Source organism: Shewanella sp. POL2 (genome assembly GCF_000282755.1).
Lineage (GTDB): Bacteria > Pseudomonadota > Gammaproteobacteria > Enterobacterales > Shewanellaceae > Shewanella > Shewanella xiamenensis.
This window is the reverse complement of record NZ_AKZL01000013.1, coordinates 1-18,326: the sequence shown is the minus strand read 5'-3', so window position 1 is coordinate 18,326 and position 18,326 is coordinate 1. Positions and strand designations below refer to the sequence as shown.

Here is an 18,326-nt window from a genome sequence, read left to right as displayed (position 1 = left end):
GAAAACCACAACAAAAACGGCATCCTCGGATGCCGTTTTTTATATCCTGTTTAACCCATTAACTGAGTTAACCTTAGCGCCTATTTACCCGCAGCTTAAGGTAAACCCCAGCGCCCAGCGAAATCCGCGCACCTAGTTAAATCCCGGCACCTAGTTAAATCCAAGATAGTGCGCGCCAATCACCAGTACGCTTGAGACCAGCATCAGCAGCAACATAAAGCGCCATACAAATTTCAGCCAGTTACCCCAATCGACGCGGCATACGCCAAGAGTGGCCATCAAAGACGCTGAAGTGGGCACTATGATATTGGTGAGGCCATCGCCTAATTGAAAGGCCAATACCGCCACTTGGCGCGTCACACCAACGATGTCAGAAAGAGGTGCCATCAGTGGCATAGTCAAGGCAGCCTGCCCTGACCCTGAAGTCACAAAAAAGTTGAATACGGATTGAAACAGCAACATAAACCACGCCGAGAGCGCATCCGGCAGATGGCCAATCACCCCGCCAGCACTGTTAAGTACCGTATTTAACACGCTCGGTTCAGTCGGTGCACCGCCGCCAAGGAGCAGTAAAATCCCCGAGGCACATCCCACTAAAAGAGCAGGCTCTAACATGGTTTTAGCGCCGTCCTTAAAACTCTGCGCCACCTTGTTAAGCGTCAATCCATTAAGTTTAAACACGCAGCCAATGACGCCAGCTACCATACCCATGGTAAAAAACTGACTGGCAATCTCAGGGATAAACCAAGCTTTTACCACTACGCCCCAAATCACCCATCCCATAGTGAGCACTAACAATGCTAAAACCAGTATATCGCCAAGATTAAAGCGACTCTCTAATGTCGTATTGGCATGATGCTCTCGAAAATAAGCATCGGACTGAAAACTATGGGATAAACTGGGTTGCTGCTGAATGCGATGGGCGTAACGCATGGTAAAAACAATCCCGAGCAAGGTGAATCCAAGCCACATAGGAAAGCGAAACTCACTGCCTGAAAGAACCGGTATTCCCGCAATACCCTGGGCAATCGCCACACTGAAGGGATTCATCCAAGAACTGGCAAAACCAATTTGAGTCGCCACATAGGTCACCATCACAGTGGTGATGCCGTCATAGCCCAAACGGATCATTAATGGGCAGATGATAATGGCAAAAGCTATGGCCTCTTCTCCCATGCCAAACACGGCGCCACCAAGGGAAAACAGCGTAAATATCACCGGAATGAACAACTTTTCATTGCCACGGGTTTTATCGATTAACTTTAAGATGCCGTTATCTATGGTGCCTGTGGCCATCACCACTCCAAAGGAGCCGCCAATCACCAGCATAAACATGATCACGCCAATCGCACTGCCCCATTTAGATCCTGAAGTTAGGCCCTCAAAGGCGAAGTTAAAAAAGCCAACCCCGCCCTCGCCTTTAAACAATGCCACAGGTTGCAATTTAGGCTCGCCCGCAGCATCCAATTGATAGGCAAAAGAAGTAGGGTCGACCACCGTCCGCGCTTTATCGACACCATCAGCCAGATAATGCACCTCTTGGGTTTGAAACGACCCGATGGGGATAAAGTAAGTCATTAATCCCGCAAGCAATGCCACAAAAAAGATGATCACTAAGGTATCGGGCATTTGAAATGGTGAGGGAGTGTGTGAAGCGGATGATGCCGGAGCAGTCTGAGCGGCTTCTGTTGGCTGATTCGTCGAAGGTGGAGTCGTCATAGATGCGCCATTTTATGTCAAACGGAAAAGGCCGCACTATAAACTAAAGCGCTGTAAATCAGTATATAAAATCTTCATTCACTTGCATGAATATGCAAAATGGTCACATCTATCACAAACAAGTAATCTGCATAAAAAAGCCTTTGCGGTGAAAAAACAAAAAAATGCCCAGTAATACTGGGCATTTTTTATGAGCCTAAGGCAAATATCACTCAAAGAGAGCCTCACAAACCTAAGTGCCTTACTCTCTTGATTACTTTCTCTTAATTACTTAGTCCCTTAATGACTTAGTCTCTTGGCTATTTTTCGCCTTTTCAGTATGCAATGGTGACGCGAAAAAATGAGCCTGATGGGATTTTTGTGGATCGGGTAAGGCAAGTTGTCCTTGCTCAATCCACCAATAGCCGAGGCCAACAATCACGCCGCCGCCGACGATGTTGCCTAAGGTCACAGGAATTAAGTTATTGAATACAAAATTTGTTACCGTTAAATCAGCAAATTGTTCTTGGGTAATACCTAAAGAAGCAAAAAACTCCGGACTTGCCACAGCTTGAATTGTTATCCCAAACGGCACCATAAACAGGTTTGCAATGCTGTGCTCAAAACCGCTACTAACAAACATGGCTACAGGTAGGATCAATAAAATGGCTTTGGTTAGCGATTCTCGGCTGGCGAAGGTCATCCAAATACCAAGACATACCAGCATATTACATAAAATACCTAAGCTAAATGCTTGAATCCATGTATGGTGCAGCTTATGTTGTGAGACCTTTAAAGCATTTAGTCCCCAATTTCCGCCATCAAGCTCATATAAGCCCGCCGCCATAATCAAGCCGACCATTAACATGGCGCCGACAAAGTTGCCTAGGTAAACTCGCGTCCAGCATTTGAGTAACTCACTGGTAGTCACTTGTTTTTGCGCCCAAGCCACACTGCTTAAGACTGAACTAGTGAACAACTCGCCGCCGCAAATCACGACCAAAATTAACCCTAAGCTAAAGGCGATACCGCCCACAAGACGTACTAAGCCCCATGCACTATCGCCCGCGCCCGTGGTGACGGTCAGGTAAAACACAAAGGCTAAAGCAATAAAGGCACCCGCAAATACCGCTAAACCAAAGGATTGCCAAGGCGCCTTAACCACTTTGCTTTTGCCGTAGATTTCGGCTTGGTGATAACAACTAAAATGCGAAGAAACCTGCACAGGCTCATAGCCATTTGATGATGTCTGTGGAGCGTTAGCATGTGAGTCTTTCATAACCTTACTCCCAAACCCGATAAACAAACGCGAACTTGCAACATAGGTCTCTCCTACAGCGCCGAGGCGCAGATCAAACCAATCAAAATTTACATTAAGACTTGCTTAAATGATGACTCACTAAAGTCACGCTTTGTAACATACAAATCGTGTTCGCCGTGAAGCAGAGTTTGCCAAAGCGTGATGTTATTCACAGGTAAAATGTAAAATTTTTGAAGAGGCAAACACAAAAGGTTAATTGGTCATACCAATTTTGTTTGCATTTTGCCAATTTATCACCGCCCATCTAAGCATTATTCACTGACTAGATTAAGCAGATTTAACCTTATACAGAGTGAATGAAGCATAAGTATCCTTCACTGAGATGGCGGGTTGTTGACTAAGTGCTGTAATCTTTTAAATAGCGGCTCAACAAGAAATCACAGTATTCGAAGCCCGACACAACAATATTCCGCATCAACATCCTTATCTTTAAATGCTTTAGCACCGCCAAGCATTCCGTATAATCAGGCCTTTTTCATCGCAGCTTTACCTGCCAATTGGAGATTAAATCGTAACCATTAAAAATCAATCGATACGGTGATAGCTTTCGCCGGTTAAAAGCGCGACAGTCTGTTAAATAAGCGATAGCTTCAGCCCGCAATGGGCCAACAAAAGCGTGCTTTAATCCTTATTGTGCTAAAAAAATGCTACCTCGCTAGCAAATTTAAGATTAACAGAGGACAAACTCGCCCGTTTAAGATGCGAGACAGTAAGAGCTATGTTAATATGCTTATGGATAATTGGTCTTACCAATTTATAAAAAGAGTTATCGATAGCCGATAATCCACGTTAAACGTATATTTGTCATCTTATCGGGTATCAATAGACAGACACTTGGCGCGATAAACATCCCCAAGTTCCAGTTCCCATCATAGGGCGTCATCTTGAAGGGAGCTTTAATCAGGAAATAGCAATTGGCCTATACTCAACATGGCTTGCCCCATGAGCGCCAATGACCTTTATCTCAACCAAAAGGTATTAGTACGATGACCGACAAAACTGAACTGTTTGCCAACGCATGGGAAGGTTTTACCCCTGGCGATTGGAAATCTGAAGTCAATGTACGTGACTTTATTCAACAAAACTATGCTCCCTATGAAGGTGACGAGTCATTCCTAGCCGGTGCCACCGAAGCCACAACCAAGTTGTGGGACAAAGTGATGGAAGGCATCAAGCAAGAAAACCGTACCCATGCGCCAGTTGATTTCGACACAAAGATGGTTTCAACCATCACTTCCCACGACGCGGGTTATATCAATAAAGATTTAGAAACTATCGTTGGTTTACAAACTGATGCGCCGCTCAAACGCGCTATGTTGCCTAACGGTGGTATTCGTATGGTGGAAAGCTCATGCGCCGCCTACGATCGCGTACTAGATGAAGATGTTAAATACATTTATTCAGAACTGCGTAAAACCCACAACCAAGGCGTATTCGACGTCTATACCCCAGAAATCATGGCGTGCCGTAAATCAGGTGTATTAACTGGTTTACCCGACGCCTATGGCCGTGGCCGTATCATCGGTGACTATCGCCGTGTTGCACTTTACGGTATCGATTTCTTAATGAAGGATAAATTCGCCCAGTTCAGCTCACTGCAAGCGCAGTTCGAAGCAGGTGAAGATTTATCTAACGTTATCCAACTACGTGAAGAAATTGCTGAGCAGCACCGCGCACTGGGTCAAATGAAGAAAATGGCCGCGAAATACGGTTTCGATATTTCTCGCCCAGCAACCAATGCTAAAGAAGCGATCCAATGGACTTACTTCGGCTACTTAGCTGCGGTTAAGAGCCAAAACGGCGCAGCCATGTCTTTAGGCCGTACTTCAACGTTCCTAGATATCTATATCGAACGCGATCTGAAAAACGGCGTTATCACTGAGCAACAAGCTCAAGAAATGATTGACCATTTCGTAATGAAACTGCGTATGGTGCGCTTCCTACGTACTCCTGAATACGATGAATTATTCTCAGGTGACCCTATTTGGGCAACCGAATCTATCGGCGGTATGGGCTTAGATGGCCGTACACTGGTGACCAAATCAAGCTTCCGCTTCTTGAACACGCTATACACCATGGGCCCAAGCCCTGAGCCAAATATCACTGTGCTCTGGTCTGAAAAACTGCCTGTTGGCTTTAAAAAGTACTGCGCAAAAGTGTCTATCGACACCAGCTCAATTCAGTACGAAAACGATGACTTAATGCGTCCAGATTTCCAATCTGACGATTATGCGATCGCTTGCTGCGTGAGCCCAATGGTTGTGGGTAAACACATGCAGTTCTTCGGTGCCCGTGCAAACCTCGCCAAAACCATGTTGTACGCAATTAACGGTGGCGTTGACGAAAAACTGAAAATCCAAATCGCGCCAAAAGCCGACCCAATCACTGACGAAGTGCTGAACTTTGATGATGTGATGAATCGCTTAGACGGTTTAATGGATTGGTTAGCAACGCAATATGTCACAGCACTGAACGCCATTCACTACATGCACGACAAGTACTCCTACGAAGCTGCGCTAATGGCGCTGCACGACAGAGATGTACGTCGCACAATGGCCTGTGGTATCGCAGGGCTTTCAATCGCAGCCGACTCACTGTCAGCCATCAAGTACGCTCAAGTTAAACCTGTGCGTGATGAAAATGGCATTGCCGTTGACTTTGAGATCAGTGGTGACTATCCAAAATTTGGTAACAACGACCCACGTGTTGACGATATCGCCTGTGACTTAGTTGAACGTTTTATGGCGAAAATTCGCGACCGTAAAATGTACCGCAACGCGATCCCAACTCAGTCAATTCTGACCATCACCTCGAACGTGGTTTATGGTAAGAAAACCGGTAACACACCAGACGGTCGTCGTTCAGGTGCGCCATTTGCACCGGGTGCAAACCCAATGCATGGCCGTGATGAAAAAGGCGCAATCGCCTCGTTAACCTCAGTGGCTAAACTGCCTTTCGCCCACGCTCAGGACGGTATCTCTTACACCTTCTCTATCGTACCTAATGCTCTAGGTAAAGATGAAGATGGTCGTCGTACCAACTTAGCAGCGTTGATGGACGGATATTTTGCCCACAACGAAGGACACGAAGGCGGTCAACACTTGAACGTGAACGTGATGAACCGTGAAATGCTCGAGGATGCGGTTGTCAACCCAGACAAGTATCCACAACTGACCATTCGTGTTTCTGGTTATGCAGTTCGCTTCAACTCACTGACTCCAGAACAGCAACAAGATGTGATCACGCGTACGTTCACAAAAGGTCTGTAAGCTAAATTAGGTAAGGCTGTAGTACAATGTGCTACAGCCTCACTTATTTCAACAGGAGTCACAATGGCAGTTACCGGTCGGATCCACTCAGTGGAATCCTTTGGCACAGTGGATGGTCCAGGCATACGGTTTATCACCTTTATGCAGGGCTGTTTAATGCGCTGCCAATATTGCCACAACCGTGATACTTGGGATCTCGATGGAGGTAAGGAAGTACAAGTCGACGAGTTAATGAGCCAAATCATTAGCTACCGCCCCTTCCTCGATGCCAGCAACGGCGGCGTCACCGCTAGCGGCGGCGAAGCCATATTACAAGCGGAGTTTGTCGCCGAACTCTTTAAAGCCTGTAAAAAAGAAGGCATTCATACCTGTTTAGATACTAATGGCTTTGTGCGTAAGTACACACCAGTGATTGATGAGCTACTCGATAATACCGATCTGGTTTTGCTCGATATCAAACAGATGAATGACGATAAACACATTGAACTGACCAAGGTTAGCAACCACAGAACGCTGCAATTTGCCGAGTACCTCGCCAAACGCAATCAGCCAACTTGGATACGTTATGTGGTCGTGGGTGGATTTACTGATGATGAAGCCTCGGCATTACAACTGGCCGAATTTATCAAACCCATGAAGAATATTGAAAAAGTAGAACTCCTACCCTACCACGAGCTTGGTAAACACAAGTGGGAAGCGATGGGAGAAAGCTATCAACTTGATGGTGTCGCACCACCTAGTCGCGAAACCATGGAAAAAATTAAAGCCGTGTTTAGCTCACAGGGGATTAACGCGGCATATTAAGCGTCAAGGGAGGCTTAAAGCTCCTCCCAATAACTGGCATCTAAGCGCTCAAAGGCTATTTTTAAGATGAGCGCCATATCAAGGTAACACGCCTTAGCGCCCAAGGATTGGCAATGAATGCCCATGGCAGACAATTTCGCACTCAACTGATTACTCCAGTCGAACAGCGATAACGGTAATGGATGGCGCGCACGCCAGCCTAGCCATAATAAGCCCTGCAATGGCAGGCTGATAAAAAACAACGCGATAGTGAGTGCTTGGGGTAAAAATCCCCAACCATAGGTATAGAGCTGACTCACGCTCGCTAAAATTGCCAATACTGGCATCACCAGAATGGCAAGCTGAGTGGCGCGTACCACCCGATACTCAGGAAAATACAAACCCAGTTGTCTAACCATAGGCCACGTCTTCATATAACGACGACCGTCACCTAAGGTTTTGAGAATATTGAGACTCAATTTTAGACACCTACTACAGAGGAATACTGCTTTTACCATAGCACAATCTGGCACTACGCCCCAAGACTGTGATGGCAAATTACTCGCGTGTTCCCAAGATTTTGAATCGTTAACTTAAACACAATGGCAAAAGGTTTACACATGTCTAATAAACTGGTTTTAGTACTCAATTGCGGTAGCTCTTCACTCAAATTTGCCGTCATTGACGCGCAAACAGGTGACGATCAGATCTCTGGCCTAGCCGAGTGTTTTGGCTTAGAAGACTCGCGCATTAAATGGAAAATCAACGGTGAAAAACATGAGTCCTCTTTAGGTGCATTCACCGCTCACCGTGAAGCCGTTGAATTTATCGTCAATAAAATCCTCGCGGGTCAACCTGAATTAGCCGCACAAATTCAAGCCGTAGGTCACCGTATCGTACACGGTGGAGAAAAGTTCACCCGCTCTGTGATCATCGACGAGCATGTGATCAAAGGTATTGAAGAGTGTTCTTCACTGGCACCGCTGCATAACCCTGCGCACCTTATCGGCATTCGCGCCGCCATTGCGTCTTTCCCTAAACTGCCCCAAGTGGCAGTGTTCGATACTGCGTTCCACCAAAGCATGCCAGAGCGCGCTTTCATCTACGCCCTGCCATACAAATTGTACCGTGAGCACGGTATCCGCCGTTATGGCATGCACGGCACTAGCCACCTGTTTGTCAGCCGTGAAGCCGCTAAAGTGTTGAACAAGCCTTTAGAAGAAACCAATGTGATCTGCGCGCACTTAGGTAACGGTGCCTCTGTGACAGCGGTTAAAGGCGGTAAGAGCGTTGATACCTCAATGGGACTGACGCCGCTTGAAGGCTTAGTCATGGGCACACGCTGTGGCGATCTCGACCCATCGATCATCTACCACTTAGTGCACCAACTCGGTTACACGCTGGAAGAAGTCAACAACCTGATGAACAAGCAAAGTGGTCTGCTGGGGATTTCTGAACTGACTAACGACTGCCGTGGCATCGAAGAAGGTTATGCCGATGGCCATAAAGGTGCAACCTTAGCACTGGAGATTTTCTGCTACCGTCTAGCGAAATACATTGCTTCTTATACTGTTCCACTTGGTCGTTTAGATGCCGTAGTCTTTACTGGCGGTATCGGCGAAAACTCCGACATCATCCGCGAGAAAGTACTCAACATGCTGCAAATATTTAATTTCCATGTTGATAGCGAGCGCAACAAAGCGGCACGCTTCGGTAAGAAAGGCATTATCACCGCCGACAACAGTACTGTCGCCATGGTCATCCCAACCAACGAAGAGTGGGTTATCGCCGAAGATTCAATTAAACTCATTAGTAAATAATAAGACTCATTAAGCCGTTTGCGTCGTCAAACGGCTTTATTATTAGTGACCTACAACTAACAAACACAAGCAAATCCGCAGAGACTACTCTGCCAAAAACCATCGAACTTAGAGGTTTTTATGTCTCGAAATATTATGTTAATCCCCATAGGTACAGGAGTCGGCCTGACCTCCTTAAGCCTTGGTATGGTGCGCGCATTAGAGCGCCACGGGGTAAAAGTCCAATTCTTTAAGCCTATTTCACAGCTTCGTCCGAATGATAACGGTCCAGAACGCTCAACCACGATTTTAAGCAAATCGCCAACGGTTAATCCGTTAGAGCCCTTCGATATGGCCCATGCTGAAGCGTTGATCCGCGCCGATCAAACCGATGTGCTGATGGAGCAAATCATTGCCCGCGCCGCAGAATGCGCCAGCAACACCGAAACCCTGATTGTTGAAGGTCTGGTACCTACCCGCAACCATCCCTTTGCCGATGACGTTAACTACGCTATCGCTAAAGCCATGGATGCTGACGTGATTTTCATTGCCACTCCTGGCAGTGATACTCCAACAGGGTTAATGAATCGCCTCGAAATTGCCTACAACTCTTGGGGTGGCAAAAACAACAAACGTCTGATTGGTGCCGTGATCAACAAGATTGGTGCACCGGTGGACGATGAAGGTCGTGCACGCCCTGACTTATCAGAAGTGTTTGATCATCAAGGTGTACAACGCTCTGATGCCTCTATCATGTTCCAACTGCCGGGTAAGAGCCCACTGCGCATTTTAGGTAGCGTGCCTTACAACCTAGACTTAGTCGCACCACGCGCCTCTGATTTAGCTAAACACTTACGCGCACGGATTCTTAATGCCGGTGAGATGAATATTCGCCGTCTACGTAAAGTCACCTTCTGTGCTCGCAGCTTACCTAATATGGTCAACCATATTAAGACAGACTCTTTACTGGTGACTTCTGGCGATCGCTCCGATGTGATCGTATCTGCGTGTCTTGCAGCCATGAACGGCGTGAAGATTGGTGCCCTGCTGCTGACAGGTAGCTACGAGCCTGAGCCAGAGATCCTTAAACTCTGTGAACAAGCTTTTGAGACAGGTTTACCGGTTTTCCTGATTGATACCAATACTTGGCAAACCTCATTAAATATCCAACGCTTCGACCATGAAGTGCCAGTGGATGATGCCGTTCGTATCGACTTAGTGCAGGAATATGTCGCTAGCCATATCGACCAAACGTGGATTGAGAGCGTCACGAAAAACTCTCCGCGGGAACATCGCCTGTCACCACCAGCGTTCCGTTACAAGCTTACCGAGCTTGCCCGTGCCGCCCACAAAACCGTGGTGCTACCTGAAGGTGATGAACCTCGTACGATCAAAGCCGCGGCCATTTGTGCTGAACGTGGTATCGCGCGTTGCGTGCTATTGGTAAAAAAGATGAAATTCTGCGTATAGCGGCTCAGCAAGATGTCGTGCTGGGTGAAGGCGTTGTTATTGTCGACCCCGATGAAGTACGTGATCGCTATGTAGAGCCAATGTTGGATCTACGCCGTAGTAAAGGCTTAACCGAAGTCGTTGCCAAAGAGCAGTTAGAAGACAACATGGTGCTCGGCACTATGATGCTGGCACAAGACGAAGTCGATGGCATTGTCTCTGGCGCGGTTAACACCACCGCCAACACCATCCGTCCACCGCTACAATTGATAAAAACAGCCCCAGGCTCGAGCCTTGTTTCTTCCATCTTCTTTATGTTGATGCCAGATCAAGTGCTGGTTTACGGTGACTGCGCGATTAACCCCGATCCTAATGCTGAACAACTGGCCGATATCGCGATTCAATCGGCAGAATCTGCTAAAGCCTTCGGTATCGAGCCTAGAGTAGCGATGATCAGCTACTCAACGGGTAACTCAGGTACTGGTTCAGATGTGGATAAAGTACGTGAAGCCACTCGTATCGCCAAAGAAAAACGTCCTGATCTGGTTATTGACGGTCCACTTCAATATGACGCGGCCGTTATGCCAAACGTGGCTCGCTCTAAGGCACCTAACAGCCCTGTAGCAGGTCAAGCCACTGTGTTTGTATTCCCCGACCTCAACACGGGTAACACCACCTACAAGGCTGTACAACGTAGTGCTGACCTCATCAGCATTGGCCCAATGCTACAAGGTATGCGTAAACCTGTGAACGACTTATCCCGCGGTGCGTTAGTGGATGACATTGTCTACACTATCGCCCTCACGGCAATTCAAGCGTCACAAAACGATGCTAAAAAATCGTAAATTAAGCTAACAACACGCTCAACCTAAAAGCACTGACTTGTTCAGTGCTTTTTTATTTCCAGAGGCAAATGGTCGCAAAATAGACAGCATTAAACGCTTAAATTAAAGCCAAAATACGGTGAAAATGTTGCTGATGAAAAACAAATGCTGTGAATAGACTGGAAAGTTTTATAAAAATATCCACAAGGAAAGGCCAGAAATAAGGCTTAACAGAAAGGCGTCACTTTTTAACCAGCCAATAAAGCGCTAGAGTATCAGACACTTATAAAGTATCCATCTAGTCTTCAACATACTTTTCCACAGATTCTGTGGATAACCTAAAAGGCGAATCCTTTAAGGTATGCCACAACCATTAGAAAGGAGTCAAGACATTCTCGCCAAAGATGCCCATTATTACAAAACTTGAACATAGCCGCTAAAATCGCGATACTCGTGACAAATTCCTATAACTAAAAGCCATGAGAACCTTATTTTTCCTTTCATTACTGTTTTTGTTTGGCTGTGGCGAACCCACAGACAAAGAACAACACGTGCTCACGCCCGAAGAAGTCAGCCTAGGCTTTTTTAGCGCCATTTATGTTGACCGAGATGTAGAAAAAGCCAAGCTGTATGTCAATGAGCAGCTCAAAGAGGTACTCACCCACTACTATATCGCTGCCGCAGTACAACGTAATGTGCTTAGCCTGTCTATGACTAATGTCGAAATGGAAATTGATGATATTGATATCGACTTTTTCCGTAAGTTCACCAAAGACGTTATGGTAGTTGTCAAGATGAAGGGCTTAAAGGGAGGGCAACCTTGGATTGATGACAGAACCATTCGCCTACATAAAATTAATGGTAAATGGATTATCGTTGAGATTATGCCTGAAAAACGTAAGGTCAATGGCTAATATCTTGATAACGCATCAATCTAATATCCAAACTCAGATAAAAAAATAGCAACCTTAAGGTTGCTATTTTCATGTGCTTGTATTTGTTACTTCAGACTCAGAATTGTACTGTAAGCGAATGGCTTACAGAACTTAGACCGCTTCTTCTTCGTTCTGCGCAGGTAAAGACGTCATCACATCGTCTTTAACTTGGTAGTAAGCGTTTTCGTATTCATGAACTTCCATAACAACTCCTGCTCGATTTTGTAAGGTCGCAAAGGCATGTCGTTCTATGCAGACATTTTGCCCATGAGGAAAGGGAATTTCCGTGGCGCTGAGTATACCAAAGCAAAACCAACAATTACAGAAAACTTTCAGTTTTGTTTCCAACTTAAAGATGAAACCGGTGCTTTATCGTCGGAAATTCCAAAAAGCAGTATTAAATCATGAAAGACTTTCAGTCGATGTAGAATGATGTGCTAAAGAATTGTGGTTGATAAATAAAGCATATAAGAAGATGAGTGCAAACTGGGAGCAATTGCGTAGAAAGATAATATCGATGCTATAAAAGTAGTCATCAAGGCCACTTAACCCTGATGACTACTGTAGTTTACGCTTTTAAACGATACCGCAGCACCTTTAATGATTTCTCCTCAGAGATGTCTGCAAAGGATGCAGGGTTAGGTAAACGTTCAAGGTATTCAAGCTCAGGAGCCGCCTCCTCAACCTGCTGACGCAAAAATTGAGTGTCAAGCTCTGGCGCATTTAAGCAAAGCAAGACTTCAGCATTATCGGCTAACAACTCGGGTAAATGCCTGAGCAAACGCACATAATCCTTAGTTGCTACAAAACTGCCCTTTTGATTACTCGGCGGATCAGCAACCACGATGTCATAGGGGCCTAACTTACGCAATTTACCCCACGATTTAAAAATATCGTGCCCTAAAAAACGCGCGCCAGCGGTAAAGCCATTCAGCAGATGATTCTGCTTACCTATCGCAAGAGCCCCCTTACTCATGTCCATATTCACCACTTCATCGGCGCCGCCCTGCAGTGCTGCCACCGAGAATCCACAGGTGTAAGCAAACAAATTCAGCACTTTCTTGTGGCGTGCATTGGCTCTCACCCATTCGCGGCCATTGGCCATGTCGAGGAACAAACCGTGGTTTTGACCACGCAGTAAATGTACCTGAAACCTCGCACCATTTTCAGTCACGATATGAGGCTCTGGCACGTCACCCGCCAGTAATTGACTAAAGGTTTCGCCACCACTGCGGTATTGATACACCAAATTTAATGGCTGATTGGGTTGTATCACTTGCCAACGTGCCGTAATGGCCTGTTGGCAAAGGGCGAGCTCAGCTGCTTCAAGGGCCGAAAAACTGGTCAATAACAATACGGGCGCAAACCAATCTAAACAAAGATGCTCGCAACCTGGATAATGTCCACCGCGGCCGTGGAATAAGCGCGTGGCATCTTCACTGACTTTTATTGTCGCCAGTGCATCTATAAAACCTTGCATTATCTACTACTTCTTATCAGTTGGATGAGTATCGACAGGTTCAAAAACCGGAGTAGTGCTTGTCGATTGGCTCACCAGTTTATCATCCACATCATCGGACAATAAAATGGCTAACCAGCTACCACTCTTACTGGATTCAAGGGCAATTTTAACCACCATGGTTAAGGGAACCGACAACAACATGCCAACAGAACCCAACAACCAGCCCCAAAAAATTAACGATAGAAATACCACTAAAGTGGAAAGCCCGAGACCGCGGCCCATAAATTTAGGCTCGACCACATTGCCCATCACCATATTCGCGCCGATGTAAAGCAGCGCGGTTCCGCCTGCTGCGGCAGGGCCTAATTGGATAAAGGCCAGCAATACAGCAGGAATAGCAGCAATAATTGAACCGATATTGGGAATATAGTTGAATAAAAAGGCGATAACCGCCCAAAGCAGCGCGTAATCCACACCGATAAAGGCCAGTCCAATACCGACTATCAAGCCCGTCGCTAAACTAACGAGGGTTTTAATCACCATATATTGATTTACCGATTGCAGGAAACGGTCAATCTGTTGCAGGCGCATATCGGGATCATCCAAGGCCAAGTGCAGTTTTTTCGGTAAAGACTGCGCTTCAAATAGCATAAAGACGATGGTCAGGATGATAAGGAACAAATTCGCCATCACATTACCCACACCCGACAACATATTGGTGGTCATAGATAGCGCCATGCCAGGGTCAAAATAGGCTAACACTTGCTCCTTAGAGATTTGAATATTGAGTGCCTGTAACTTATGTAGCACCCAAGAAAACTGCTCCACCAGCTGATCGCGATATTGCGGTAACTGCTTAGAAAACTCATTGATTGAACTGCCCACTAAAGAGGCGAGCCACAAGCCCATCAACACGATAAACCCCATTAGCAGGATCACGGCAAGCCATTTAGGCAACCGATATTTAGTCATCAAGACAATCGCTGGATTACAAATCACCGCAATAAAACAGGATAAAACAAAGGGAACAACAATCGGGCTGGCGGCCTTTATCCCTGCCAAAATAATCACCACAAAGGCCATAACTGCAAAACCTTTATAGGCGGCAGTCGGCGAATTGGATCGTGTCATGGAGTAAAAATCCTTCTTGATCTTCGATAAAGTTGTTAGGCTAGCCTAAGAAATGTCTCAAACTCAATCACCTAAGCATTAGATACTAGATTGTTATTATGAAACCAGAAACCGCGATTATACGCATTAAAAACTTAAGACTGCGCACTTTTATCGGCATAAAAGAAGATGAAATCCAAAATAGGCAGGATGTAATCATTAATGTCGTTATCCATTACTGCGCCGCCAAAGCTCGCAACAGCGATAATGTCGATGATGCGCTTAATTATCGTACTATCACAAAAAAGATCATTGAGTTGATTGAAAACAATCGCTTCTCACTACTTGAAAACCTTACCAGCCAAACCTTAGCCATTGCCAGCGAACATCCTTGGGTTGAATTTGCCAGTGTCGAAATCGATAAGCCCCATGCCCTGCGCTTTGCTGATTCGGTATCGATGGAACTGTGTTACCAAAAAAATCAATAAAGTGATCCCCACTTGTCCGTTGTCGTATATTGCTTATAAGGTTTGAAATAAAAGATAGCCACCCTCACCTAAGGATTTGACGATGAAGATTTTGATAACGGGAGCAAGTGGGTTTATTGGTCAGCAATTAGTGGCCCATTTAGCCAACCATCACCAACTGTTATTGCTGACTCGCCATCCTGCCAATAGTCGGCAATTATTGGGCCCACAGCATCAATATCTAAGCTCCTTAGACGAAATTGATGATTTGAATCATATCGATGCCGTGATCAATCTCGCCGGAGAACCGATTGTTGCTAAACGTTGGAGTGCGCAGCAAAAACAACGCATCTGCGATAGTCGCTGGAATATCACCGCAAGACTAAGCCAACTGATTTTGCAAAGCAGTAATCCACCTCAGGTGATGATAAGCGGCTCTGCAATTGGCTTTTACGGCCGTCAAGGCGCGAATACGATTGACGAACACGCAGCCCCCCACCCTGAATTCAGCCATGACATTTGTAAAGAATGGGAGCGACTCGCGCTAGAGGCTGCAACTAAAACCCGTGTTTGTATCCTACGCACGGGTATAGTGCTTGGGCATGGCGGTGCGCTAGCTAAAATGCTCCCGCCCTTTAAACTCGGCCTTGGTGGGCCTATAGGCCATGGTCGTCAAGGGATGAGTTGGATACATATCCACGATATGGTGGCCCTGATCGACTTTCTACTTTGTCATGAAACTTGCCAAGGCATATTTAATGCCACAGCCCCCCATCCTGTCAGTAATGCTGAATTTTCTAAAACTCTTGGTAGAGTATTAAACCGTCCAGCCTTTATGACAGCACCTGCACCAGTTTTACGACTCGCAATGGGTGAAATGGCAGATCTGCTGATCGAAGGCCAATTTGTTCTCCCCAAACATGCGCTCGACGCAGGCTTTAGTTTCCGTTTTGCTCAACTTGAGCCAGCACTTAAAGACCTACTCACAAGTTAATCTGTTTTATGGCGTCATTCATACCCCGTAACTGGCTTGGTAATAAAATGTTATCAAGCCAATCGGCAAGCGTTAATATGATACTGAAGAATGACTTAGAAATCAGAGATAAAAAACCAAGTATAGAATTTGTTTATCAGCCTAGTGCAACAAGGCTGATTAGACCGATTTGGCAACAGCATCAAAACATAAATACAACACAATGATTCTAAAGACTATTTAGCGACATGAACCCATTTTTCTGTTACACTTTCGCCTCTTGCTTATCGATATTGTCGTGTTAGCACCCGCACTGAAGCACAGTTAACGCCCCAAGCAAGACCATTATCTTCAGTACTCGCCCACTCGGTGGCGATGCTGATCAACTATACCAATACGGTTCATATTCGCGCTTAATATTTCTTCTCCAACCTTGGGGATTGACAAGAATCGGTCCTTAGATCGCGCGTTTAACACTTAGCATTAGCGAGAGCTAAACAATGAGATGGGTCACCCTAACTCACCTTGAGTCTAGCGGTATTCCCACACAAACCATTTGTAAGGAACTATCATGCACACCACTTACACAATTGGCGAACTCGAGTCGTTCTTAATTGCTATCTTCGTGCTGTTTATTGGCCATTCCATCAATCGCCATGTGCGTGTTTTTAAACAATACAATATTCCAGAGCCTATCGTAGGTGGACTGGTCATCGCCGCAGTCGTTGCCTTTTTACATTTCCAAGACATCACTCTCATCTTTAGTTTACCCATGCAAAATACCTTAATGCTGATGTTTTTCAGCACCATAGGTTTATCAGCTAACTATAAGCTACTGCTTAGTGGCGGCAAGAAAGTGTTTATCTTTCTCGGCGTGGCCTCGGTCTATATTATTATTCAAAATGCGGTTGGCGTGAGTCTCGCGAGCCTCCTTGGTTTAGACCCTATCTTAGGACTTATCGCAGGCTCGATTACCCTCTCTGGCGGCCATGGAACAGGTGTTGCTTGGTCACAAACCTTTGCCGAAAACTACGGCATCAACACCTTAGAACTTGCCATGGCGGCGGCGACCTTTGGCTTGGTCATGGGCGGTATTATCGGTGGCCCTGTCGCGCAGCGACTCATTGGCAAGCACAATCTGATATCTAGTTACGGCATGGGCCGTAAGCACCACGCCACGCATCCACAACTGGTAACCTATGATCAGCTCGAAGAGGACCAAGTTACCGCCAAGACAATCATCGAAACCCTGTTTGTACTGCTGATCTGCGTTGCGGGGGCAAAATGGTTTACTGTGTTTGTCAGCGAATATCAGCTGAATTGGCTCAAGATGCCAGACTTTGTCTATGCCCTGTTTCTTGGCGTTATCATCGCCAACATCACCGAAGTCACCCGTGGTTATAAACCGCATACTGAGAGTATCGATGTGATAGGCACAGTGGCACTGTCGTTATTCCTCTCTATGGCATTGATGAATCTCAAGTTGTGGGAAATTTTAGATCTAGCGATCCCACTACTGATTATCCTGTTGGTGCAAACCGTCGTGCTGGCGCTGTTCGCCTATTTTGTAACCTTTAAAGTGATGGGCAGCAATTACGATGCAGCAGTGATCACTGGCGGTCACTGTGGCTTTGGTATGGGCGCCACCCCAACCGCAGTGATGAATATGGGCGCACTGGTATCCCGCACTGGCCCTTCTCCTCAGGCCTTTATGGTGGTACCGATTGTCGGCGCCTTCTTTATCGATATCGTCAATTTGATTGTATTGCAGGGCTACCTCAGTTTTATAATGTAACCCTACAAGGCTTTGTAATGAAATGAACGGTAAAGTCATCATCGTTGTCATCCAATGATAGAAACGATTTCACCGCCAATAAAAAAAGCACTGGTTTATGCCAGTGCTTTTCATTTTACAAATGGGGTGTTACAGCGTTTGCCTCAGCTCCAAACTGACCTCATCTTAAGTGCCCACTTTTAATAATTCAGCGCAGGATTGATTGAGTAATTGGCGGCAGCGCCATACCCCCAGCAGCGCGACCAATAAGGCGCCGCAGACTGGGGCAATCCCCCACCAGGGCCAGTGCATATACACATTGAGTTCAAACACTTGGGTCTTTAACAGATACAGCGCAAATTCCGCCACTATCACTGCAAGCACACCAGCAATGCCCCCCAGTAAGGCAAATTCAAGCCCAGTGGCACTACGCAGTAACCAGCCCGAGGCGCCAAAGGTACG

12 protein-coding genes and 2 pseudogenes are annotated in these 18,326 nt (G+C 46.1%); 8 read left to right on the top strand and 6 right to left on the bottom strand.

Annotated elements, in window-relative coordinates; all coding sequences use genetic code 11:
• Nucleotides 1-150 precede the first annotated feature (150 nt).
• Nucleotides 151-1,719, bottom strand: a complete 1,569-nt coding sequence (gene yfcC / locus SHEWPOL2_RS05140; protein WP_083848300.1) for a putative basic amino acid antiporter YfcC — start codon at nt 1,717-1,719, stop codon at nt 151-153.
• Between the two features lie 271 nt (nt 1,720-1,990).
• On the bottom strand, nt 1,991-2,977 hold the full coding sequence (gene focA, locus SHEWPOL2_RS05135; RefSeq protein WP_037426738.1) for a formate transporter FocA: 987 nt from the start codon (nt 2,975-2,977) through the stop codon (nt 1,991-1,993).
• 1,028 nt (nt 2,978-4,005) lie between these two features.
• Here focA and pflB point away from each other — a divergent pair.
• A complete protein-coding gene (pflB, locus tag SHEWPOL2_RS05130) occupies nt 4,006-6,288 on the top strand; it encodes a formate C-acetyltransferase (protein WP_037419792.1) in 2,283 nt (760 codons plus the stop codon).
• A gap of 63 nt (nt 6,289-6,351) precedes the next feature.
• Nucleotides 6,352-7,092, top strand: coding sequence for a pyruvate formate lyase 1-activating protein (gene pflA, locus SHEWPOL2_RS05125; RefSeq protein ID WP_037419790.1), 741 nt, complete (start codon nt 6,352-6,354; stop codon nt 7,090-7,092).
• Nucleotides 7,093-7,106: 14 nt separating this feature from the next.
• Here the strand turns inward: pflA and yfbV are convergent, their stop codons facing one another.
• On the bottom strand, nt 7,107-7,550 hold the full coding sequence (gene yfbV, locus SHEWPOL2_RS05120) for a terminus macrodomain insulation protein YfbV (protein ID WP_086023991.1): 444 nt from the start codon (nt 7,548-7,550) through the stop codon (nt 7,107-7,109).
• 141 nt (nt 7,551-7,691) lie between these two features.
• On the opposite strand from yfbV, the gene ackA reads away from it, so the two are divergent.
• The 3 genes and pseudogenes from ackA (at nt 7,692) to SHEWPOL2_RS05105 (ending at nt 12,057) form a co-directional block, all read left to right on the top strand.
• The gene (ackA, locus tag SHEWPOL2_RS05115; RefSeq protein WP_037419788.1) at nt 7,692-8,891 is read left to right on the top strand and encodes an acetate kinase; all 1,200 of its coding nucleotides are present in this window, start codon (nt 7,692-7,694) and stop codon (nt 8,889-8,891) included.
• Between the two features lie 120 nt (nt 8,892-9,011).
• Nucleotides 9,012-11,164: pseudogene (gene pta / locus SHEWPOL2_RS05110) on the top strand (phosphate acetyltransferase).
• Nucleotides 11,165-11,622: 458 nt separating this feature from the next.
• Nucleotides 11,623-12,057 (top strand): hypothetical protein, encoded by a 435-nt coding sequence (locus SHEWPOL2_RS05105; protein WP_037419778.1) that lies wholly within the window; start codon nt 11,623-11,625, stop codon nt 12,055-12,057.
• 589 nt (nt 12,058-12,646) lie between these two features.
• Here SHEWPOL2_RS05105 and SHEWPOL2_RS05095 read toward each other — a convergent pair.
• Both SHEWPOL2_RS05095 and SHEWPOL2_RS05090 read right to left on the bottom strand, forming a co-directional pair.
• Nucleotides 12,647-13,558 (bottom strand): class I SAM-dependent methyltransferase, encoded by a 912-nt coding sequence (locus SHEWPOL2_RS05095; protein ID WP_037426733.1) that lies wholly within the window; start codon nt 13,556-13,558, stop codon nt 12,647-12,649.
• 6 nt (nt 13,559-13,564) lie between these two features.
• Nucleotides 13,565-14,671, bottom strand: coding sequence for an AI-2E family transporter (locus SHEWPOL2_RS05090; protein WP_037426731.1), 1,107 nt, complete (start codon nt 14,669-14,671; stop codon nt 13,565-13,567).
• A gap of 98 nt (nt 14,672-14,769) precedes the next feature.
• On the opposite strand from SHEWPOL2_RS05090, the gene folX reads away from it, so the two are divergent.
• The 3 genes from folX to gltS all read left to right on the top strand — a co-directional run bounded on the left by folX (nt 14,770) and on the right by gltS (nt 17,885).
• Nucleotides 14,770-15,138 (top strand): dihydroneopterin triphosphate 2'-epimerase, encoded by a 369-nt coding sequence (folX, locus tag SHEWPOL2_RS05085; RefSeq protein WP_037419769.1) that lies wholly within the window; start codon nt 14,770-14,772, stop codon nt 15,136-15,138.
• Nucleotides 15,139-15,220: 82 nt separating this feature from the next.
• The gene (locus tag SHEWPOL2_RS05080) at nt 15,221-16,111 is read left to right on the top strand and encodes a TIGR01777 family oxidoreductase (RefSeq protein ID WP_037426729.1); all 891 of its coding nucleotides are present in this window, start codon (nt 15,221-15,223) and stop codon (nt 16,109-16,111) included.
• A gap of 550 nt (nt 16,112-16,661) precedes the next feature.
• Entirely contained in the window at nt 16,662-17,885 is a 1,224-nt protein-coding gene (gene gltS, locus SHEWPOL2_RS05075) for a sodium/glutamate symporter (RefSeq protein ID WP_037426727.1), read from the top strand.
• Between the two features lie 165 nt (nt 17,886-18,050).
• Here the strand turns inward: gltS and SHEWPOL2_RS05070 are convergent.
• Nucleotides 18,051-18,326 (bottom strand): annotated as a pseudogene (locus tag SHEWPOL2_RS05070) (FtsX-like permease family protein); the annotation flags it as partial.

What these genes read in the sequence shown, in the direction of transcription:
- yfcC (WP_083848300.1), bottom strand. Translation starts at nt 1,719, where the DNA reads ATGACGACTCCACCTTCGACGAATCAGCCAACAGAAGCCGCTCAGACT.
- focA (WP_037426738.1), bottom strand. Translation starts at nt 2,977, where the DNA reads ATGAAAGACTCACATGCTAACGCTCCACAGACATCATCAAATGGCTAT.
- pflB (WP_037419792.1), top strand. Translation starts at nt 4,006, where the DNA reads ATGACCGACAAAACTGAACTGTTTGCCAACGCATGGGAAGGTTTTACC.
- pflA (WP_037419790.1), top strand. Translation starts at nt 6,352, where the DNA reads ATGGCAGTTACCGGTCGGATCCACTCAGTGGAATCCTTTGGCACAGTG.
- ackA (WP_037419788.1), top strand. Translation starts at nt 7,692, where the DNA reads ATGTCTAATAAACTGGTTTTAGTACTCAATTGCGGTAGCTCTTCACTC.
- SHEWPOL2_RS05105 (WP_037419778.1), top strand. Translation starts at nt 11,623, where the DNA reads ATGAGAACCTTATTTTTCCTTTCATTACTGTTTTTGTTTGGCTGTGGC.
- SHEWPOL2_RS05095 (WP_037426733.1), bottom strand. Translation starts at nt 13,558, where the DNA reads ATGCAAGGTTTTATAGATGCACTGGCGACAATAAAAGTCAGTGAAGAT.
- SHEWPOL2_RS05090 (WP_037426731.1), bottom strand. Translation starts at nt 14,671, where the DNA reads ATGACACGATCCAATTCGCCGACTGCCGCCTATAAAGGTTTTGCAGTT.
- folX (WP_037419769.1), top strand. Translation starts at nt 14,770, where the DNA reads ATGAAACCAGAAACCGCGATTATACGCATTAAAAACTTAAGACTGCGC.
- SHEWPOL2_RS05080 (WP_037426729.1), top strand. Translation starts at nt 15,221, where the DNA reads ATGAAGATTTTGATAACGGGAGCAAGTGGGTTTATTGGTCAGCAATTA.
- gltS (WP_037426727.1), top strand. Translation starts at nt 16,662, where the DNA reads ATGCACACCACTTACACAATTGGCGAACTCGAGTCGTTCTTAATTGCT.